We start from the raw sequence: 18,470 nt of genomic DNA, 5'->3' as shown, positions 1-18,470 counted from the left end.
ATTTTGGCTACAGGCACCTTCAGCCTGTGGACAAACGGTTCTCCACAGCCTGAGATGGAGACAGGTCGTCCATGCTGAGAAGGCGGGGGGATATGGCAGCTGAACAAATGGCCGAGGGCGGGGACCGGACGGAGCAGACCAATCCGGCGCGGCCCCTCGACCCCATCGACCGGGACATCCTTCGGATCCTCCAGACCGACGGCCGCGCCTCGATACGCTCCGTGGCCGAGCGTGTGCATGTCTCGCGCGCCAACGCGTACGCACGTATCAACAGGCTCATCGACGACGGCGTGATACGCGGCTTCAGCGCCCGGGTGAACCACGAGCGCGCAGGTCAGGGCGCCTCCGCCTACATCACGCTCAAGATCGTGCAGAACACCTGGCGCACGGTGCGCGAGCAGCTGCAGGCGCTGCCCGGAGCCGCCCACATCGCTCTGGTCAGCGGCGATTTCGACGTACTGCTGCTTGTCCACACCCCGGACAACCGCACGCTCCGCGAGCTCGTCCTGACCCGGCTCCAGTCCATCCCGGAAGTGCTGTCCACGCACACCCTGCTGGTCTTCGAGGAGACGGATCTCGACCCGGGGCCCGGTCCGGTCGCGCCACCGGACGTGGAGCCGCTGCAGTAGACCTGGCCGTTTCGTGGAGCTCGGGAGGCCTGAAGCTCTAGGAGTCCGTACGCAGCCCGTCGAAGGCGAGCCTGACGACCGCCTCGGCGACCTCTTCGCCCTCATAGCCGCTGCCGGGATGCGGGCGGTACCACTCGACCAGCGAGTTCACCATGCCGAAGAGGAGCCTGGTCGCCAGCCGGATCTCCATGTCCGCACGGAGATCGCCGTCGGCCGCGGCGGCCTTGAGCAGATCGGCCACCCGCTGGTCGAACTCGCGGCGCCGCTCCATGGCCCACCGCTCGGTCTTCGTGTTGCCCCGTACGCGCAGCAGCAAGGTCACATAGGGCAGCTCGGCCATCAGCACCTCTACGGTGCGCCGGGTGACGTACTCGACCCGCTCGATGGCCCGTCCGCGCAGCGCCCCCGGCTCGTCGAGGACGGCGAAGAGGGCGTCGAGCGCCCGGCTGACGGCCCGGCGCAGCAGCTCCTCCTTGCCCGCCACATGGTGGTATATCGAGGACTTGGAGATGCCCGCCGCCTTGGAGAGGTGCTCCATGGAGGTGCCGTCATAGCCGCGCTCGTTGAAGATCCGGACGGCGACGGTCAGCAGCGTCTCCGGCGTGTAGGTGTCCCGCTTGGCCGTGGTCATGTGCCTGCCTCGTCCTTCTCCAGCCGCACGTACGACTGCCGGTAGAGCCCCAGGGATGGGGCATAGCGCCCGGTGGGCACGCGCGCGTGGAGCTCGTCCAGCAGCTCGTGAGCCCAGGAGCGGCCGAGTCGGCGGCCCCATTCGACCGGCCCCAGCGGATAGTTGACGCCGAGCCGCATCGCCGTGTCGATGTCCTGAGAGGTGGCGACTGACTTGGCGACGGCGTCGGCAGCGAGATCCACGAGCATCGCGACCGTACGGGCCACGATCATCCCGGGGACGTCCCCGATGACGCTGACCTTCTTGCCGAGCGCCTGGAAGAGGCCGATCGACTGCCTAAGCGTCTCCCAGCCGGTGACCTCGGAGGCGGAGAGCGCGATCCGGGTCGCTGTCCGGTAGTCGAGGGCGAGGTCGAAGTAGACGACATCACGGAACTCTGCCGAGGTCTGCCCGTCGGCGAGCACCAGCTGTCCGCCGCTGGGCAGAACGATCCTGGTGCCCTGGTCCTCATCCGCCTCGCGGACGCTGATGCCCGCCTCCCGGATCATCCCGAGCAGCTCGCGGGCGGGCCCGAGGCCGCCCTCCACGGTGATGTGGGACGGCGGCTCGGTGGCCGGTGCGGTGTGCGGCTCGGGGCGCGGGACGCCTTCCTCGTACGAGAACCAGCCGCGGCCGCTCTTGCGCCCGTGCAGGCCCGATTCGACGAGCCGGCGCTGGGCGAGCGACGGCGTGAACTTGGGGCTCTGGAAGAAGGACTCCCAGACCGAACGGGTCACGGCCTCGTTGACGTCCTGGCCGATCAGGTCGGTCAGCTCGAAGGGCCCCATCCGGAAGCCGCCGCTCTCGCGCAGCACGGCGTCGATGGTGGCCGGATCGGCGCCGCGCTCCTCGTACACCGCGAAGGCCTCGGCGTAGAAGGGCCGGGCAATGCGGTTGACGATGAAACCGGGGGTGTCGGTGCAGCGGACCGGGGTCTTGCCCCAGGCTTTCGCCGTCTCGTACGCGCGCGTAGCGGCCGCGTCCTCGGTAGCGAAGCCGCTGACCACCTCGACCAGCGGAAGCAGCGGCGCCGGATTGAAGAAGTGCAGGCCGACGAAACGGCCCGGATTCCTGAGGGCGCCCGCGATGGCGGTCACCGAGAGTGAGGAGGTGTTGGTGGCCAGTACGCAGTCGTCGGCGACGATCTCCTCGAGCGCCGTGAACAGGTCCTGCTTGACCGGGAGTTGTTCGAGGACGGCCTCGACGACGAGTGCGGCGTCGGCCAGCTCGGCCAGTTCCGCCGCGGGGCGCAGCCCGGCGCGGGCCGCATCCCTGGCGGCCGCGTCCATCCGGCCCTTCTCGACCAGCCGGTCGAGGCGCGCGCCGATGGCGTCCGCCGCCTCGCCCGCCCGTCCGGGGACGGCGTCGTAAAGACGCACGGGGTGGCCTGCGACGAGGGCGACCTGCGCGATGCCCTGCCCCATGGTGCCGGTGCCGACCACGGCGACGGTCCGGCTCTGATCGATGGCGGTCATGGGAGTGATCCTCCCCGATGAGTTGTCCACAGGTTTGCCAGGCCCCCTTGTACCGACCGATCGTTCGGTTACTCTAACTCTGTCATTCCTTCCCTGCCCAGCTCGACGAGGAGTTGGTCCTTCATGCAGCTGACCGAGACCCACCGGCCCACGCTCGACCAGGCCCTCGAGGCGATCCGCACGCGCGCTTACTGGTCGCCGCACGCCGAGCACCCCAAGGCGTACGGAGAGAGCGCGCCGGCCGACGGCCTCGCCGCGTTCGAGGCCCTGCGCAACAACCGCTTCGAGCTGGACCAGCCGGGCACAGACGGCTGGACCGGCGGCGAAGTCTCGCCGTACGGCCCGGAGTTGGGTATCGAGTACCCGCACCCGGATCTGGACGTCCTGCTGCCCGCGATGCGCGCGGGCATGACCGCCTGGCGCGAGGCCGGGCCCGAGACCCGTGCCCTGGTCTGCCTGGAGATCCTCTCGCGGATCAGTGCCCGCACCCATGAGTTCGCGCACGCGGTGATGCACACCAGCGGGCAGGCCTTCATGATGGCGTTCCAGGCGGGCGGCCCGCACGCCCAGGACCGCGGCCTGGAGGCCGTGGCGTACGCCTACGAGGAGCAGACCCGCACCCCCGCGGCAGCCGACTGGTCCAAGCCGCAGGGCAAGCGCGACCCCCTGGAGCTGCGGAAGACCTTCACGACGGCCGGCCGCGGCATCTCCCTGCTGGTCGGCTGCAACACCTTCCCCACGTGGAACGGCTACCCGGGGCTTTTCGCCTCCCTGGCCACCGGCAATCCCGTGCTGGTCAAGCCGCACCCCCGCGCGGTGCTGCCGCTCGCGCTCACGGTGCGCGTGGCCCGCGAGGTGCTCTCCGAGGCGGGCTTCGATCCGAATCTGGTCGCTCTGGCAGTCGAGCAGCCGGGCGAGGGCATCGCCAAGACCCTGGCCGTCCGCCCCGAGATCAAGATCATCGACTACACCGGATCCACCGCCTTCGGTGACTGGCTGGAGGCGAACGCCCGCCAGGCGCAGGTCTACACCGAGAAGGCCGGCGTCAACACGGTCGTTGTCGACTCCACCGACAACTACAAGGGGATGCTGTCCAACCTGGCCTTCTCGCTGTCCCTGTACAGCGGCCAGATGTGCACCACCCCGCAGAACTTCCTGATCCCGAGGGACGGCATCACCACGGACGTGGGCCCCAAGTCCTACGACGAGGTCGTCACCGACCTCGCGGCCTCCGTGGGCGGCCTGCTCGGCGACGACGCCCGGGCGAACGCCCTGCTGGGCGCGCTGGTCAACCCAGATGTGAAGGCGCGCCTGGACGCGGCGGCCGGACTGGGCGAGGTGGCTCTGCCCTCACGGAAGATCGCCAACCCGGAGTTCCCGGACGCGGTCGTCCGTACGCCGGTCATCGTCAAGCTCGACGGCGCCAGGAAGCTCTGGGAGGGAACCGACGCGGATGCCGTGTTCCTCTCGGAGTGCTTCGGCCCGGTGTCCTTCGCGGTCGCCGTGGACTCGACGGCCGACGCGCTGGAGCTGCTGCGGCGCACGGTCCGTGAGAAGGGCGCGATGACGGTCGGCGCGTACACGACCTCGGAAGAGACCGAGCGCGCGATCGAGGACGTCTGCCTGGACGAGTCGGCGCAGCTCTCCCTGAACCTGACGGGCGGGGTGTACGTCAACCAGACGGCGGCGTTCTCCGACTTCCACGGCTCGGGTGGCAATCCGGCGGCAAACGCGGCCCTGTGCGACGGCGCGTTCGTCTCGAACCGCTTCCGTGTGGTGGAGGTCCGGCGCCAGGCCTGAAGCTCCTGAGCAGGCCGTGACCCGTGGGACGTACGGGTCACGGCCTTGCAAAGGGTCACGGCGGTGCGCGGTCCTCGGTTCAAGGCCTGCCGGATCGGCCTCGGCGGAGCACTACGGAGTGTGGATCTCCGCGTACCGCTGTACCCAGGCATGCATCGCGATCGCGGCCGCCGCTCCCGCGTTGATCGACCGCGTCGAACCGAACTGTGCGATCGAGCAGACCATGCTCGCGTGCTTGCGCGCCTCCTCGGTCAGCCCGGGACCCTCCTGGCCGAAGAGCAGGACGCACCGGCGTGGCAGCTCGGTCCGCTCCAGCGGCACCGCCCCGGGCAGATTGTCGATCCCGATGATCGGCAGGTCTTCCTCGGCAGCCCACGTGGTCAGTGAGGCCGTGTCCGGGTGATGGCGCACATGCTGATAGCGGTCGGTGACCATGGCACCGCGCCGATTCCAGCGCCGCCGGCCCACGATGTGGATCTCCTGGGCGAGGAACGCGTTGGCGGTGCGCACCACCGAACCGATGTTGAAGTCGTGACCCCAGTTCTCCACGGCCACATGGAAACCGTGACGCCGTGTGTCCAGATCGGCGACGATCGCCTCGCGCGTCCAGTACCGGTAGTGGTCGACCACATTGCGCCGGTCGCCCTCTGCCAGCAGGGAGGGGTCATAGCACTCGTCCTGCGGCCAGGGCAGGGGATGCGGCCCGACGCCGACCTCGGGGCTGTAGGCGTCGTCGTACTGAATCGGTTCTTCGGTGGTGCTCACCCAACGAGCGTACGGGGCTGGTCCTGACTCCCCTGCCGCTGCTCGGTCCCCTCCCCGCCCGCCCGGGAGAACAGCCGGTCCCTGCCGCGCGCCGCCCACCCGCCGAGCCGGACCAGGAAGCTGGTCGGCAGAAAGACGGCGTCGGCGGCAATCATCGCCAGCGAGAAGAACGGCAGTCCCAGCAGCAGGGCAATCGCCGCGTGCTCCATCATCATGGCCACGAGCAGGACGTTCTTGACGCGCCGATTGAAGAGCGTGAAGGGGAAGGCGACCTGCACGATGACCGTGCCGTAGGTCAGCACCATCACCAACACGCCGCCGGATGCGAGAAGGTCCGAAAGGGCCGGCCAGGGCGTGAAGTAGTCGAGCTTGAGCGGGTAGTACAGCGCGGTGCCATCCTGCCAGCGCGAGCCCTGGATCTTGTACCAGCCGGCGGTGGCGTAGATCACACAGACCTCAGCCATGATCACGACGAGGGCGGCGTTGTGCGCCAGGTTGGCCAGAACGTCCAGGAGGGCGCGTGGTTGGCTGTCCGGCGCGTACCGGACGGCCATCCACCACAGGCCCTGTCCCACCCAGAGCCCCCAGACAAGGAGCAGGACGTACCAGCCGGTCTGGTTCAGGAAGGTGGCTATCACCAGGGCGAATCCCAGCACGGCCCACAGTGCCGGGCCGACCCGGTCACGCGGCGGCACACCTCGCAAATCCGGGGCCGCCCGTGCCGCGCGCCGCCCGTCCAGCGACCAGACCTGTCCGCAGCGCGTCAGTACCAGATAGATCGCCATCAGGTGGATGACGTTGTCCCCGCCGTCGCCCATGAAGATGGAGCGATTCTGCAGCGAGAGCACGCCGATCATGAAGAGCACGGACATGGTGCGGGTCCGCCAGCCGAGCATCAGCAGCGCGCTGGAGAGCACGGCGAGGCCGTACACGACCTCGAACCAGACGGTGTTGTCCGCCCACATCAGCGCGGTAAAGGCGTCATTGCCCGCGATGAGCTGCCGCGCCATGTCCCAGCTCCAGGAGCCGTTGGGGCCGTACATCTCATGGCGGTTGGGCAGCTCGCGCAGCAGGAAGAGCAGCCAGGTGGCGGCGAAGCCGATCCGGATGACGGCGCTCTGGTACGGGCCCATGGCCGTCGAGGTGATGCGCTGGACGGCGCGGGCGGCCCTGCGGTCGGGAGTGTCGCTCACTGGCCCGCCTCCGCACGACCGTTGCGGACTCCCCCGGGCAGATCCGCCGCGGTGATCGTCCACCAGGGCAGAACGCGGTAGGCGGGGCGGGTGTCGATCTTCTCGTCGCTCCACTCCGGGGCCTTGACCGAGCGGGTCGACGACCTGAGCTGGATGCGCTCGACGGGGCCGCCCAGGTCGCGCTTGTCGAGCCGCGTCATCACGATGCGGCGGACATAGCTCTCCGAGAGCTGGCCGCGCAGGCCGTTGCCGCGGTTCTGGTTGTCGTGGGAATTGACATAGAAGTCCCAGGCTCTGCGCAGCTCGTTCTGCTGGACATGGCTGGGGAGGGGATTGCCGCGGATCGCCTCGCCGTCATCGGCCGTGAGGTCGATCCAGCCGGAGTTCTCGCGGCTGCCGTCGGAGGCCGTGAACTCGACCATGACCTCCACGTCTACATTCTGCTGGAGCGGGTTCGGGGCGAAGAGCTTCCAGTTCTGCTCGAACTCGGGATAGATCCAGCCGTCGACCACTTCGCCGTGCTCCTTGGTCACCGTGTTGGGCGGCGCGACGTGCAGAAACACCATGGTCAGGTGGATGCAGGCAAGCGCGGCGATGATCGCGAGCGAGACGGCGGCAGCCACTTGATACGGGAGGGAGAGCGCCGCGATGCCCCTGCCGGGCTCAGGGCCAGGGGCGGGCGCGGGCTGCGCCTGAGGTGCGAGCTCGGGCCGGCCGGCCGGCACCCGCCGGGCTGCTGGGACGGGCTCGGGACCGTGGCCCGCAGGCGGCTCGGAGCTCAGGCCCCCGGCGCCTCTGGCGTCCTCGTCCTCGTAGGAGTCCATCCCGCCCCGATCCCCATCGGTCCACCTCAGTTATCCACAGGGTTGACACCCTACGGGCCGTCGACTCACCATTGAAGTCAATGAACCGAACGATCGGTCGGTAGGGGAGTCCGGATGACGGCAGTGACTGCGGATACGTACGAGGCGGTTTTCGACGCCGCCGTAGCCGCCGACGAGCGCATCGAACCGCGCGACTGGATGCCGGACGCCTACCGGGCGACGCTGGTCCGCCAGATGGCACAGCACGCCCATTCCGAGATCATCGGCATGCAGCCCGAGGCGAACTGGATCACCCGGGCGCCCTCGCTGCGGCGCAAGGCGATCCTGATGGCCAAGGTCCAGGACGAAGCAGGCCACGGCCTTTATCTGTACAGCGCGGCCGAGACCCTGGGCACCAGCCGCGAGGAGCTGCTCGACAAGCTCCACGCCGGCCGCCAGAGGTACTCCTCGATCTTCAACTACCCGACGCTGACCTGGGCCGATGTCGGCGCGATCGGCTGGCTGGTGGACGGCGCCGCGATCACCAACCAGGTGCCGCTGTGCCGCTGCTCGTACGGTCCCTACGCCCGGGCGATGGTCAGGATCTGCAAGGAGGAGTCCTTCCACCAGCGCCAGGGCTACGAGCTGCTGCTCACCCTCTCCAGGGGCACTCCGGCCCAGCACGAGATGGCGCAGGACGCGGTGAACCGCTGGTGGTGGCCCTCACTGATGATGTTCGGCCCGCCGGACGACGAGTCGTCGCACTCCGAACAGTCGATGGCCTGGAAGATCAAGCGGCACTCCAACGACGAGCTGCGCCAGCGCTTCGTGGACATCTGCGTCCCGCAGGCCGAAACTCTCGGGCTCGCCCTCCCCGACCCCGACCTGCGGTGGAACGAGGAGCGGGGCCACCACGACTTCGGCGCGATCGACTGGTCGGAGTTCCAGGAAGTCCTCAAGGGCAACGGCCCCTGCAACGAACAGCGGATTACGCAGCGGCGCAGGGCTCACGAAGAGGGTGCCTGGGTCCGGGAAGCGGCCGCGGCCTACGCAAGCAAGCATGAAGCACAGCACGTGAAGACCGGGGAGGCGACGGCATGAGCAGCTCGACCGACTGGCCGCTGTGGGAGGTCTTCGTCCGCTCGCGCCGCGGACTGTCCCACACCCACGCGGGAAGCCTGCACGCCCCGGACGCGGAGATGGCTCTGCGCAACGCCCGCGATCTCTACACCCGGCGGAACGAGGGCGTGTCGATCTGGGTCGTCCCCTCCACCTCGATCACCGCATCCTCGCCCGACGAGAAGGACCCCTTCTTCGAGCCGGCCGCCGACAAGCCCTACCGCCACCCGACCTTCTACGAGATCCCGGAAGGGGTGAAGCACCTGTGACCACCACGGTGAACGCCGCGGCACTCGCCCTCGGCGACGACGCACTGGTGCTCTCGCACCGCCTGGGCGAGTGGGCGGGCCATGCGCCCGTCCTGGAGGAGGATGTCGCCCTCGCCAATATCGCGCTGGACCTGCTGGGGCAGGCGCGGGTGCTGCTCTCCCTCGTCGGTGACGAGGACGAGCTGGCGTATCTGCGCGAGGAGCGGGCCTTCCGCAATCTCCAGCTGGTGGAGCAGCCCAACGGCGACTTCGCGCACACCATCGCGCGCCAGCTCTACTTCTCCGTCTACCAGCGGCTGCTGTACGGGCAGCTGGCGGCCGGCGACAGCGAGTTCGCCGGGCTCGCGGCGAAGGCGGTCAAGGAGGTCGCGTACCACCAGGACCACGCCGAGCACTGGACGGCGCGGCTCGGCGACGGCACGGCCGAGAGTCATGAGCGGATGCAGCGCGCCTGCGACGCGCTGTGGCGGTTCACCGGCGAGATGTTCCAGCCGGTCGAAGGGATTGACATCGACTGGCAGGCACTGCAGTCCAGTTGGCTGGAGAGCGTCAGCGCCGTCCTGAAGCGGTCGACGCTGACCGTGCCCGACGGGCCGCGTTCGGGCGGCTGGGCCGCGGGGGCAGGCCGCCAGGGTCTGCACACCGAGTCCTTCGGGCGGATGCTGGCCGAGATGCAGCATCTGCACCGCAGCCACCCGGGGGCGTCATGGTGACCGACGTAACCGACACACGCCTCGAGGAGGAGCTGCGCAGGCTCGCAGGCTCCGTGCCGGACCCTGAGCTGCCGGTGCTGACCCTGGAGGAGCTCGGTGTGCTGCGCGGGGTTCAGATCCTCGGGCCCGGCAGGGTCGAAGTGGAACTGACTCCGACCTACACCGGCTGCCCGGCGATCGAGACCATGACCTCGGACATAGAACAGATCCTGCACGAGAACGGGGTGCCGGACGTCTCGGTCGTCAAGGTTCTGTCCCCGGCCTGGTCGACGGACGACATCAGCGCGGAAGGGCGGCGCAAGCTCGCCGAGTTCGGGATAGCACCGCCCCGCCCGCACGCTGCTGAGGGACCGGTGGCGCTCACGCTCTCCGTGCGCTGCCCGCACTGCGGCTCCACCGACACCGAACTGCTGAGCAGGTTCTCCTCCACCGCCTGCAAGGCTCTGCGCCGCTGCGTCAGCTGCCGCGAACCATTCGACCACTTCAAGGAGTTGTAGATGTTCCATCCGCTCCGGGTGAGCGAGGTCGAACAGCTCACGGACGACTCGGTGGCGGTCACCTTCCAGGTGCCGCCCGAGCTGCGCGAGACCTTCCGGCACACCCCCGGCCAGCATCTGGCCCTGCGCCGCCTGGTGCAGGGCGAGGAGATCCGCCGTACCTACTCGATCTGCGCCCCTGCCGCCCCGGGACACGCTGATCCGATGCTGCGTGTGGGCATCCGGCTGGTCGACGGCGGCGAGTTCTCGACGTTCGCGCTCAAGGAGCTCGCAGTCGGCGACACCGTCGAGGTGATGCCTCCGATGGGCCGCTTCCTCCTCGCTCCCCGCCCCGGGTATTTCGCGGCGATCGTCGGCGGCAGCGGTATCACCCCGGTGCTGTCGATGGCGGCGACGCTGCTGGCGACCGAGCCGGAGGCGCGGTTCTGTCTGATACGGAGCGACCGCACCGCGGCTTCGACGATGTTCCTGGACGAGGTCGCCGACCTCAAGGACCGCTTCCCCGACCGTCTGCAACTGGTCACCGTGCTCTCCCGGGAGGAGCAGCAGTCGGGGCTGCCGTCCGGACGGCTGGACCAGGAGCGGCTGACCGGGCTGCTGCCGGCGCTGCTGCCGGTGGCGGAGGTGGACGGCTGGTTCCTCTGTGGCCCCTTCGGCCTGGTCCAGGGCGCCGAGCGCGCGCTGCGCGGGCTCGGGGTGGACCGCAGCCGCATCCACGAGGAGATCTTCCACGTCGACGACGGCTCGGAGCCGAGCAAGGCCGCGGTGAGCGCCCCGGCCCACGCCGAGCTCACCGCGACCCTCGACGGCCGGTCCGGCAAGTGGCCCGTCCGGGAAGGGGAGTCGCTGCTCGAGACGGTTCTGCGGAGCCGCGCGGACGCGCCGTACGCGTGCAAGGGCGGTGTCTGCGGCACCTGCAGGGCGTTCCTGGTCTCGGGCGAAGTGCAGATGGACCGCAACTTCGCACTGGAGCAGGAGGAGACCGAGGCGGGCTATGTGCTGGCCTGCCAGTCCCATCCGGCCACGCCGGAAGTGGAGCTGGACTTCGACCGCTGAGCCGGGGCGCGCCGAGCGGGCGCGCCCTCGGTCCTCCCGCGCTGTGTTCTTTTTCCGGGACCTGTTCTATCTTGACGGTCCGTCAGATACGGATGAGGCAGCGCCGGTGCGTGGGAGGACAGGACAGTGGACTTCACCTTCACCGAAGAGCAGCAGGCAGCCGTCGAGGCGGCGAAAGCGGTCTTCTCGGGCGTCGCTCCCGACGGAGTACCGAGCCCCGCGCTCACCCCTGGCGCGGTGGCCGAGGAGTTCGACCGGCCGCTGTGGGCCAGGCTCGCGGGCGTGGATCTGCTGAGCCTGGTCCTGTCTCCGGAGTACGGCGGGGCGGGTCTCGACCCCATCGCGCTCTGCCTGGTCCTGCGTGAGTCGGCGAAGGTGCTCGCGCGGGTGCCGCTGCTGGAGACGAGCGCGGTCGCCATGGCCGTCGAGCGTTATGGCAGCGCCGAGTTGAGCGAGGAGATCCTCCCCCGGGTCGGCCGCGGCGAGCTGGTCCTCACTGTCGGGGCCAATGGCCGCACCGGTCACGACCCCGCCGAGCTCGCCGTCGCCGCCCGCCGGGACGCCGACCGCGGGGACGGCTGGGTGCTCGACGGCGTGCAGTCAGGCGTTCCCTGGGCCCAGTCCGCGGACCGCATTGCCATACCGGCGCACACCGATGACGGCCATGCCGTTGTCGCTCTGATCCCCCGGGACCGTGACGGTCTCGCTCTCGCCGAGCAGATCTCCACCAGCGGCGAGCGTTTCGCCGAGGTCAGTCTGGACTCCGTACAGATCGGGAGCCGAGAGCTGATCGACGCCGAGGGCGCCTGGGAGTGGCTGCGCCAGCTCCTGGCGACCGGGACCTGCGCGCTGGCGCTCGGTCTCGGTGAGGCGGTGCTCTCGATGACGAGTGAATACACCGGAAAACGGGAGCAGTTCGGATTCCCGGTCGCGACATTCCAGGCTGTCGCCGTCCAGGCCGCCGACCGCTATGTCGATCTGCGGGCGATGGAGGCGACCCTCTGGCAGGCGGCCTGGCGGCTGGGCCCTGCTCGGGGGAGTGCGGGTGTCGGCGGCCCACTGCCCGTGTCCGGCGATGTGGCGGTGGCCAAGATCTGGGCCTCGGAGGGCGTACGCCGTGTCGTACAGACCGCCCAGCATCTGCACGGAGGCTTCGGCGCGGACACCGACTATCCGCTGCACCGCTATCACGCCTGGGCCAAGCAGCTCGAGCTCTCGCTCGGCCCGGCAGCGGCCCATGAGGAGGCGCTGGGCGACCTGCTGGCAGCCCATCCCCTCGGCTAGGAACTCAAGCGGAAGCTCAGAGAACGAACGCCGGGCTGTCGTTGTCGGTGACCATCGGACGCCCGGCGCCGTCCCAGGCGAGCATGCCGCCGTCGACGTTCACCGCGTCGATACCCTGCTGCACCAGATACTGGGTGACCTGCGCGGACCGCCCGCCGACCCGGCACATCACATAGGCACGGCCCTTGTCCGCCACAGCCTCGGTCACCTCACCGAAGCGGGCCACGAAGTCGCTCATCGGCACATGCAGTGCGCCCTCGACATGCCCGGCCGCCCACTCGTCGTTCTCCCGGACGTCCAGCACAAGGCCCTCGGACGGTACCGCCGCGGCGTCCACCGAGGGCAGCGGGGCGAAATTCATGAGCTGAGCCTTCTCTCGTACGTACGGCGGCGGGGTTCGCCGGTATCCAGATCTCCCGGGACCCCTCGGAAAACCTACTGCACCAGTTTGGACAGTTCCGCCTCGCGCTCGGCGACCTGCGCGAGCAGCTGCTCGGCGATCTCCTCCAGCAGCCGGTCCGGGTCTTCGGGCGCCATCCGCAGCATCGCGCCGATCGCGCTCTCCTCCAGCTCCCTGGCGACAACCGTCAGCAGCTCCTTGCGCTGCGACAGCCACTCGAGCCGGGCGTAGAGCTCCTCGCTCTCGCTCAGCCGCTGCTCGGCCGGCACGGGACCGGCCTCCCACTCCGCGGCCAGCTCCTTCAACAACGCCACGTCGCCGAGCCCGTACGCGCCGTTCACGCGTGTGATGAACTCGTCGCGCCGCGTCCGCTCCTCCTCGTCCTGAGCCAGGTCCGGGTGCGCCTTGCGGGCCAGCTCGCGGTAGAGCTTGCGCGCCTCTTCGCTGGGCCGCACCCGTTTCGGCGCCCGCACAGGCTGGTCGGTGAGCATCGCGGCGGCCTCGGGGGAGAGGCCGTCGGCGTCCATCCAGTCGTGGAACAGCTCGTCCACGCCGGGCATGGGCATCACCATCGCCCGGGCCTCCTGCGCCTTGCGCAGATCCTCCGCGTCGCCGGTGCGGGCGGCCGTGGCCTCGGCGATCTGGGCATCCAGCTCGTCCAGGCGCGCGTACATCGGGCCGAGCTTCTGGTGATGCAGCCGGGAGAAGTTCTCGACCTCCACCCGGAACGTCTCCAGCGCGATCTCGAACTCGATCAGCGCCTGCTCGGCCGCGCGCACCGCCTTCTCCAGCCGGGCCTCGGGCCGCGCCTGCGCGTCCTGCTCTTCGTCGTTCCGGGTCGTCGGGCCCCCGGGTGCATCCTGGGTCACCCGCCCAGCCTACGGGCGCGGCCGAGCGTCCTGTCACACCCCCAGCTCAGCGGCTATCCGCCCGCTCTTGATCGCCGACAGCAGATCCGCGTGGTCCGCCTCCGTACGGTCCGCGTAGATCATGGCGAAGCCGGCCACCGCCTCGTCCAGCTCTTCGTTCTTTCCGCAGTATCCGGCGAGCAGCCGCGGGTCGGCGCTGTGCGCGTGCGCCCGGGCCAGCAGGGCTCCGGTCATCCGTCCGTAGTCGTCGACCTGGTCGGGCGCGAGGGCCGCCGGGTCCACGCTGCCCTTGCGATTCCTGAACTGCCGTACCTGGAAAGGCCGTCCGTCGACGGTCGTCCAGCCGAGCAGGATGTCGCTGACCACCTGCATCCGCTTCTGGCCGAGCACCACCCGGCGTCCCTCGTGCTCCACGTCCGGAACCGGGAACCCGGCAGCCGTCAGATACGGAAGCAGCACCGAGGACCGCGCCTCCTTCACCTGCAGCACCAGCGCATCGCCCCGGTGGTCGAGCAGCAGCACCACATACGACCGCGTACCCACGCTCCCGGTCCCGACCACCCGGAAGGCCACGTCATGGATCGAGTACCGGGCGAGCAGCGGCAGCCGGTCCTCGGACACCGTGTGCAGATACTCCTCCAGCGACGCGGCGACGGCCGCCGCCTCCGCGTCCGGTACCCGCCGCAGCACCGGCGGCGCGTCCACGAAGCGCCGCCCCCCGTCGCCCGCGGAGCCGCTCCCGGACACAGACTCGGTCGACTTGGCGGCGAAGCGCGCGCTCGTGTTGTTGCGGGCCTTCTCCGAGACCCGCTCCAGCGTGCCCAGCAGATCCCGCGCGTCCGTGTGGGAGACGAGCTCCTCGTCGGCGATGGCGTTCCACGCGTCCAGCGCGGGCAGCCTGGCGAGCAGCCGCATCGTGCGCCGGTAGGCGCCCACGACGTCGAAAGCGGCCGCCCGGCAGACGGTTTCGTCCGCGCCCACCACGCGCCCGGCCAGGACCAGCGAGACGGCGAGCCGCTTGAGGTCCCATTCCCACGGGCCGACGACGGTCTCGTCGAAGTCGTTCAGATCGATGACGAGGCGGCCGCGCGCATCGCCGTACAGACCGAAGTTCGCCGCGTGCGCATCGCCGCAGATCTGCGCGCTCACTCCGGTGACCGGAGTGCCCACCAGGTCGTGGGCCATCAGGCCGGCCGAGCCGCGGAGAAAGGCGAACGGCGAGGCGGCCATCCGGCCCACCCGTATCGGCGTGAGCTCCGGCACCCGGCCCCGGCTGGACTCCTCGACGGCCTGGACGGCGTCGGGCCGCGCCGCCCGAAGCACGAGTGAGTCGTGCGAGGCCCGCGGAATCCGGTCCCGCAGCGCCTTCCCCGCCTCCTTCGGCGACCTGGCGCCATCCTGAGCACCGGCCGTCCGCTGCCCCGGACGCATTGCGAATCCGGGCACCACCGGAATGCGTGCGCCCGCACCCGCCGCGTCCCCGGATGCCCTTGCCGCATCCCGTGACCCGTCGGCTCCCGCTCCGCCGAACTCCGCCTGCCGCACCGGCATCCCCGTCTCAGCCTCGCCCATGACGCGCTGCCTCCCCCGTCGTCGTACACGTACACGTACGCCTTCAACATCAACTGCTACTGACCGTACCGCCGCTCCCCGACAGCCGTCTCCCCCTGTGGATAACGTTCGCCGCCTCCACGGCCTGCGAAGATCTCCACTACCGAGCTCCCAGAGGCCCCCTTCACCTAAACGTTGTACTATGCAACCGAGATCGAGGAGGGTGAACCATGTCAGCCACACGTGACGAGTCCGTCGACACCATCGAGCGTGAACTCACAGCGTTCGCCCGCCGTGCCCGCGCCGCGGCCGCCCGACTCCACCCCGAACTGCCGCTGGTCTCCTACACGTTGCTGGCACACATCGACGGCCGACAGGGCTCCCGCGCCACCGACCTCGCGGCGCACTACATGCTCGACAAGTCAACCGTCAGCAGACAGGTCTCCGCCCTCGAAAAGCTCGGTCTTGTCGAGCGGCGGCCCGACACCGACGACCATCGCGTCCAGGTCCTGCACCCCACCGCGGCAGGAACCGAACTGCTCTCCTCCACCCACGCGAGCCGCCGCGCCGCCTATCAGGAGCGCCTCGCCGACTGGCCGACCGAGGATCTGACCCGCTTCGCCGCGTATCTGCTGCGCTACAACGCGCCCTGAGCAGACACCCCCTAGTAGCCCTTGCGGGAGGACCCGTCGGCAGGGCCCGAGCCCGTCGCCAGATACGCGCGTCGCCCCAACGCGCCCGCTCACCGATGCCCGGCGTTTCACGTGAAACAGGCAACCGGGATGTTCCATGTGGAAAAACGTCAATCACGCCACCGGTCCGCGTGGCAGCCAGCCGCGCGTGCCGAACGGTCCCGGCGGCACGCGCCCCCTCCCATCACCCCGCGTCCAGCCCCGCATCCCGCGCCAGAAGCGCCGCCTGCACCCGGTTCTCGCACTCCAGCTTCGCCAGGATGCGGCTCACATACGTCTTCACCGTGGCCTCGCTCATATGCAGCCGCCGCCCGGCGTCCGCGTTGGACAGCCCCTCCCCAAGCAGGGCGAGCACGTCACGCTCGCGACTGCTCAGCCCTGCCACCCTCGTCCGCGCCTGCTCACCGCGCACCGCCGCCCGCCCCGAGGCGAGCTGGTCCACCACATGCCGGGTCGCACCGGGCGAGAGATACGCATCCCCCGCGGCCGCCGCGCGTACCGCCCCGATCAGCTCCGCGGGCGCGGTGTCCTTCAGCAGAAAGCCCGCGCCGCCGTGCTCCAGCGCCCGCAGTACGTTCTCGCGCTCGCCGAAGGTCGTCAGCACGATCACCCGTGCCGCCGGCGCCGCCCTGCGCAGCTCTCCCAGAGCCGTGAGACCGTCCAGCACCGGCATCTGGATGTCGAGAAGCACCACATCGGCGCTGTGCGAACGTGCGAACTCGATCGCCTCGCGCCCGTTGGCCGCTTCCGCCACGACCTCGATCCCGCGGTCGGAGGTGAGGATCATCCGGATCCCGGCCCTGATGAGCGGCTCGTCATCAGCGATGACAACCCGGATCGGCGACTGTGTCACCTGCACCCCCCACACCCTGCCATGCGGCCAACTCCACCTATCGGCTGACCTCGTAGGACTTCTTCTCGATCAGCTTGCCGTCCTTGAAGCAGAACCGGAACACCGGCTCGGTGTCGAAGTTGTCTCCCACCTCCGAGGACATCAGCACCAGGCATTCGGAGCCCGCAGGCTCCTGGGGGCCCTTGCCGCTCAGCCCGGTGGTCGCGATCGTGTCCCCGCTCGGCAGCCGGTCACGCACCTCGTCCTCGGCGGCCCCGATCTTCACTTCCTCGTACTCGACCGGGTCGATCATCCCCTCATTCATCGAGCCCACCAGGAAGAACAGCCCGAAGACACCCGCTGCCCCCAGTACCAGCAACGCCGCCACAGCGATCCCGCAGCCCAGCGCCAGACCGCCGCCCCTGCTTCTCTTCTGTCCACCCATCGCCAGCTCCCGCTCCGAAACAGTCCAGCCCATGACCGGACCACCGTTCCCGAGTGCGGCCTGTGGCGACTGCTGGCGGAAGTCGTCCTCCGTCGCGACGAACGGCGCCGCCTCCACGACTCCGTACGGCAACACCCCCGCCACCCGGAAGCCCCCGCCGTCCGCCGGACCCGCGTGCACGATGCCGCCGACCAGCCGGGCCCGCTCCCGCAGCCCGGTCAGCCCCTGCCCGCCGCTGACCACCTCGCCCGGCGCCGGCGCAACCGGGGCCCCGCTGACGATCTCGAGGACGAAGGAGTCCGGCTCGTATCTCAGCTCCACGCCTATCGGGGCCCCGGGCGCGTGCTTGTACGCATTGGTCAGCGCCTCCTGCACGATGCGGTAGGCAGCATGGTCGGCCGCCGCCGCAAGGGGCCGCGCCCCGCCCGAGCACCGCAGCTCGACGGCATTGCCCGCCGCACGCGCCGCCTCCACGAGCCCCGCGATACCGGCCGTCCCGCGCGCGGCCCGCCCCGACTCGTCCACGGGCGGCGGAGCCTCGACGCCGTCCCGCAGAATCCCGACGACCTCGCGCAGCTCATGCATCGCGGTCACCGAAGCGTCCCGGAGCACGCCGACGACCTCCCGCTGCCGTGGTGTCAGCCCGGGGTCCACCTCGAGCGCCCCGGTGTGTACGGAGATCAGCGCCAGCTGGTGGCCGAGGCTGTCGTGCATGTCCTGGGCGATCCGCTGCCGCTCCAGCAGCCGCGCCTGCCCCGCCACCATCGCCCGCTCCCGCAGGAGCTGGCTGTTGCGCTCCTGCAGGGCGTGCAGCAGGGTCCTGCGCTGCGTCCAGTAGCGGCTGGCCAGTCCCGGCACGACCGTCGTCGCCAGGAAGTAGAGGGTGGAGAGCAGCACCGCCGTCATCTGCGCCTGCTGCGACCAGGAGTCCACGAGCGTGGTGCCGATGAAGAGGACGTACGCGACGGTGAACGCGGCCAGCGCCCGCCCGGCGCCCACGATCCTGCGCCCCGCCGACCACCCCACGACCATCAGCAGCGGCGCAAAGCCGCTCATGACCGGCGCCAGCGCCCCGGTTATCACCAGGACCGGCGTCGGCATCCGGCGCCGCAGCAGGGACAGCAGCGCGGCGGACACACCGACGAACAGCAGCCTCAGTCCCTCGCTGCCCAGCAGTTCCTCGGTCCCGGCGGCCATGAGGCCCAGCACCAGCGCGAGCACCAGCTCGCCGGCGGTCCGCCGCCTCGACCACAGCTCGGGCGCAGCCAGCCATGCCCAGCCCGCTCGGATTCTCGATGAAGCGTCCACGGTGGCACCCTAGTCAGCGCGCCCCGGCGCCCACGCCCCACTTTCGTCTTGCCGGGGAGCGACGAACGTCGCACCTTGCGAGGGAGCGCGTCCAGGTCCG

Annotated in this window: 19 protein-coding genes; 9 read left to right on the top strand and 10 right to left on the bottom strand. The window is 70.0% G+C overall.

The genetic code is table 11. The features are described from left to right. Positions 1-107 precede the first annotated feature (107 nt). The gene (locus OG741_RS20690; protein ID WP_405605675.1) at positions 108-629 is read left to right on the top strand and encodes an Lrp/AsnC family transcriptional regulator; all 522 of its coding nucleotides are present in this window, start codon (positions 108-110) and stop codon (positions 627-629) included. 37 nt (positions 630-666) lie between these two features. Here the strand turns inward: OG741_RS20690 and OG741_RS20685 are convergent, their stop codons facing one another. Both OG741_RS20685 and OG741_RS20680 read right to left on the bottom strand, forming a co-directional pair. Continuing rightward, complete coding sequence (locus OG741_RS20685; protein ID WP_361902197.1) at positions 667-1,260, bottom strand: TetR/AcrR family transcriptional regulator; 594 nt, start codon at positions 1,258-1,260, stop codon at positions 667-669. After that, positions 1,257-2,774: a 3-hydroxyacyl-CoA dehydrogenase gene (locus tag OG741_RS20680; protein ID WP_405599972.1), complete on the bottom strand. Its 1,518-nt coding sequence runs from the start codon at positions 2,772-2,774 to the stop codon at positions 1,257-1,259. Before OG741_RS20680 ends, OG741_RS20685 begins: the two co-directional genes overlap by 4 nt. 123 nt (positions 2,775-2,897) lie before the next feature. Between OG741_RS20680 and paaN the strand changes: the two genes are divergently transcribed. Beyond that, entirely contained in the window at positions 2,898-4,574 is a 1,677-nt protein-coding gene (paaN, locus tag OG741_RS20675; protein WP_405599969.1) for a phenylacetic acid degradation protein PaaN, read from the top strand. Positions 4,575-4,685: 111 nt separating this feature from the next. Here the strand turns inward: paaN and OG741_RS20670 are convergent, their stop codons facing one another. The 3 genes from OG741_RS20670 to OG741_RS20660 are packed head-to-tail and all read right to left on the bottom strand — an operon-like array spanning position 4,686 to position 7,356. Next, positions 4,686-5,339 (bottom strand): TrmH family RNA methyltransferase, encoded by a 654-nt coding sequence (locus OG741_RS20670; RefSeq protein ID WP_405599966.1) that lies wholly within the window; start codon positions 5,337-5,339, stop codon positions 4,686-4,688. After that, positions 5,336-6,532, bottom strand: a complete 1,197-nt coding sequence (locus OG741_RS20665) for an HTTM domain-containing protein (protein ID WP_405599964.1) — start codon at positions 6,530-6,532, stop codon at positions 5,336-5,338. The genes OG741_RS20670 and OG741_RS20665 overlap by 4 nt, the downstream gene beginning before the upstream one ends. Further along, the gene (locus tag OG741_RS20660) at positions 6,529-7,356 is read right to left on the bottom strand and encodes a DUF5819 family protein (RefSeq protein ID WP_405599962.1); all 828 of its coding nucleotides are present in this window, start codon (positions 7,354-7,356) and stop codon (positions 6,529-6,531) included. The genes OG741_RS20665 and OG741_RS20660 overlap by 4 nt, the downstream gene beginning before the upstream one ends. A gap of 114 nt (positions 7,357-7,470) precedes the next feature. Here OG741_RS20660 and paaA point away from each other — a divergent pair, with 114 nt between their 5' ends. The 6 genes from paaA (at position 7,471) to OG741_RS20630 (ending at position 12,273) form a co-directional block, all read left to right on the top strand. After that, positions 7,471-8,436 (top strand): 1,2-phenylacetyl-CoA epoxidase subunit PaaA, encoded by a 966-nt coding sequence (gene paaA, locus OG741_RS20655; RefSeq protein WP_405599959.1) that lies wholly within the window; start codon positions 7,471-7,473, stop codon positions 8,434-8,436. Continuing rightward, positions 8,433-8,723, top strand: a complete 291-nt coding sequence (paaB, locus tag OG741_RS20650; protein WP_142214685.1) for a 1,2-phenylacetyl-CoA epoxidase subunit PaaB — start codon at positions 8,433-8,435, stop codon at positions 8,721-8,723. Before paaA ends, paaB begins: the two co-directional genes overlap by 4 nt. After that, the gene (gene paaC, locus OG741_RS20645) at positions 8,720-9,436 is read left to right on the top strand and encodes a 1,2-phenylacetyl-CoA epoxidase subunit PaaC (protein ID WP_405599957.1); all 717 of its coding nucleotides are present in this window, start codon (positions 8,720-8,722) and stop codon (positions 9,434-9,436) included. The genes paaB and paaC overlap by 4 nt, the downstream gene beginning before the upstream one ends. Then, entirely contained in the window at positions 9,430-9,933 is a 504-nt protein-coding gene (gene paaD / locus OG741_RS20640; protein WP_405599955.1) for a 1,2-phenylacetyl-CoA epoxidase subunit PaaD, read from the top strand. Before paaC ends, paaD begins: the two co-directional genes overlap by 7 nt. Further along, the gene (locus tag OG741_RS20635; RefSeq protein WP_405599954.1) at positions 9,934-10,989 is read left to right on the top strand and encodes a 2Fe-2S iron-sulfur cluster-binding protein; all 1,056 of its coding nucleotides are present in this window, start codon (positions 9,934-9,936) and stop codon (positions 10,987-10,989) included. A gap of 126 nt (positions 10,990-11,115) precedes the next feature. Next, complete coding sequence (locus OG741_RS20630; RefSeq protein WP_405599952.1) at positions 11,116-12,273, top strand: acyl-CoA dehydrogenase family protein; 1,158 nt, start codon at positions 11,116-11,118, stop codon at positions 12,271-12,273. 16 nt (positions 12,274-12,289) lie between these two features. Here OG741_RS20630 and OG741_RS20625 read toward each other — a convergent pair whose 3' ends face one another. From OG741_RS20625 to OG741_RS20615, 3 genes are all read right to left on the bottom strand, one after another. Then, a complete protein-coding gene (locus tag OG741_RS20625) occupies positions 12,290-12,634 on the bottom strand; it encodes a rhodanese-like domain-containing protein (RefSeq protein ID WP_266480375.1) in 345 nt (114 codons plus the stop codon). A 74-nt stretch (positions 12,635-12,708) separates the two neighbouring features. Further along, on the bottom strand, positions 12,709-13,542 hold the full coding sequence (locus tag OG741_RS20620; RefSeq protein ID WP_405599950.1) for a hypothetical protein: 834 nt from the start codon (positions 13,540-13,542) through the stop codon (positions 12,709-12,711). A gap of 33 nt (positions 13,543-13,575) precedes the next feature. Then, positions 13,576-15,114, bottom strand: a complete 1,539-nt coding sequence (locus OG741_RS20615) for a DUF2252 domain-containing protein (RefSeq protein WP_405599948.1) — start codon at positions 15,112-15,114, stop codon at positions 13,576-13,578. A gap of 209 nt (positions 15,115-15,323) precedes the next feature. Between OG741_RS20615 and OG741_RS20610 the strand changes: the two genes are divergently transcribed. Beyond that, positions 15,324-15,746 carry a MarR family winged helix-turn-helix transcriptional regulator gene (locus OG741_RS20610; protein WP_405599945.1) on the top strand — a complete coding sequence of 141 codons (423 nt, stop codon included), beginning with the start codon at positions 15,324-15,326 and terminating at the stop codon, positions 15,744-15,746. A 223-nt stretch (positions 15,747-15,969) separates the two neighbouring features. Here OG741_RS20610 and OG741_RS20605 read toward each other — a convergent pair whose 3' ends face one another. Further along, complete coding sequence (locus tag OG741_RS20605; protein ID WP_405605673.1) at positions 15,970-16,638, bottom strand: response regulator; 669 nt, start codon at positions 16,636-16,638, stop codon at positions 15,970-15,972. A 37-nt stretch (positions 16,639-16,675) separates the two neighbouring features. Next, on the bottom strand, positions 16,676-18,370 hold the full coding sequence (locus OG741_RS20600) for a sensor histidine kinase (RefSeq protein WP_405599944.1): 1,695 nt from the start codon (positions 18,368-18,370) through the stop codon (positions 16,676-16,678). Positions 18,371-18,470 lie beyond the last annotated feature (100 nt).

The organism is Streptomyces sp. NBC_01410 (assembly GCF_045040195.1).
GTDB lineage: Bacteria > Actinomycetota > Actinomycetes > Streptomycetales > Streptomycetaceae > Streptomyces.
Note: the sequence above shows the minus strand (reverse complement) of the source record. Positions and strands in the feature narration are given on the sequence as shown.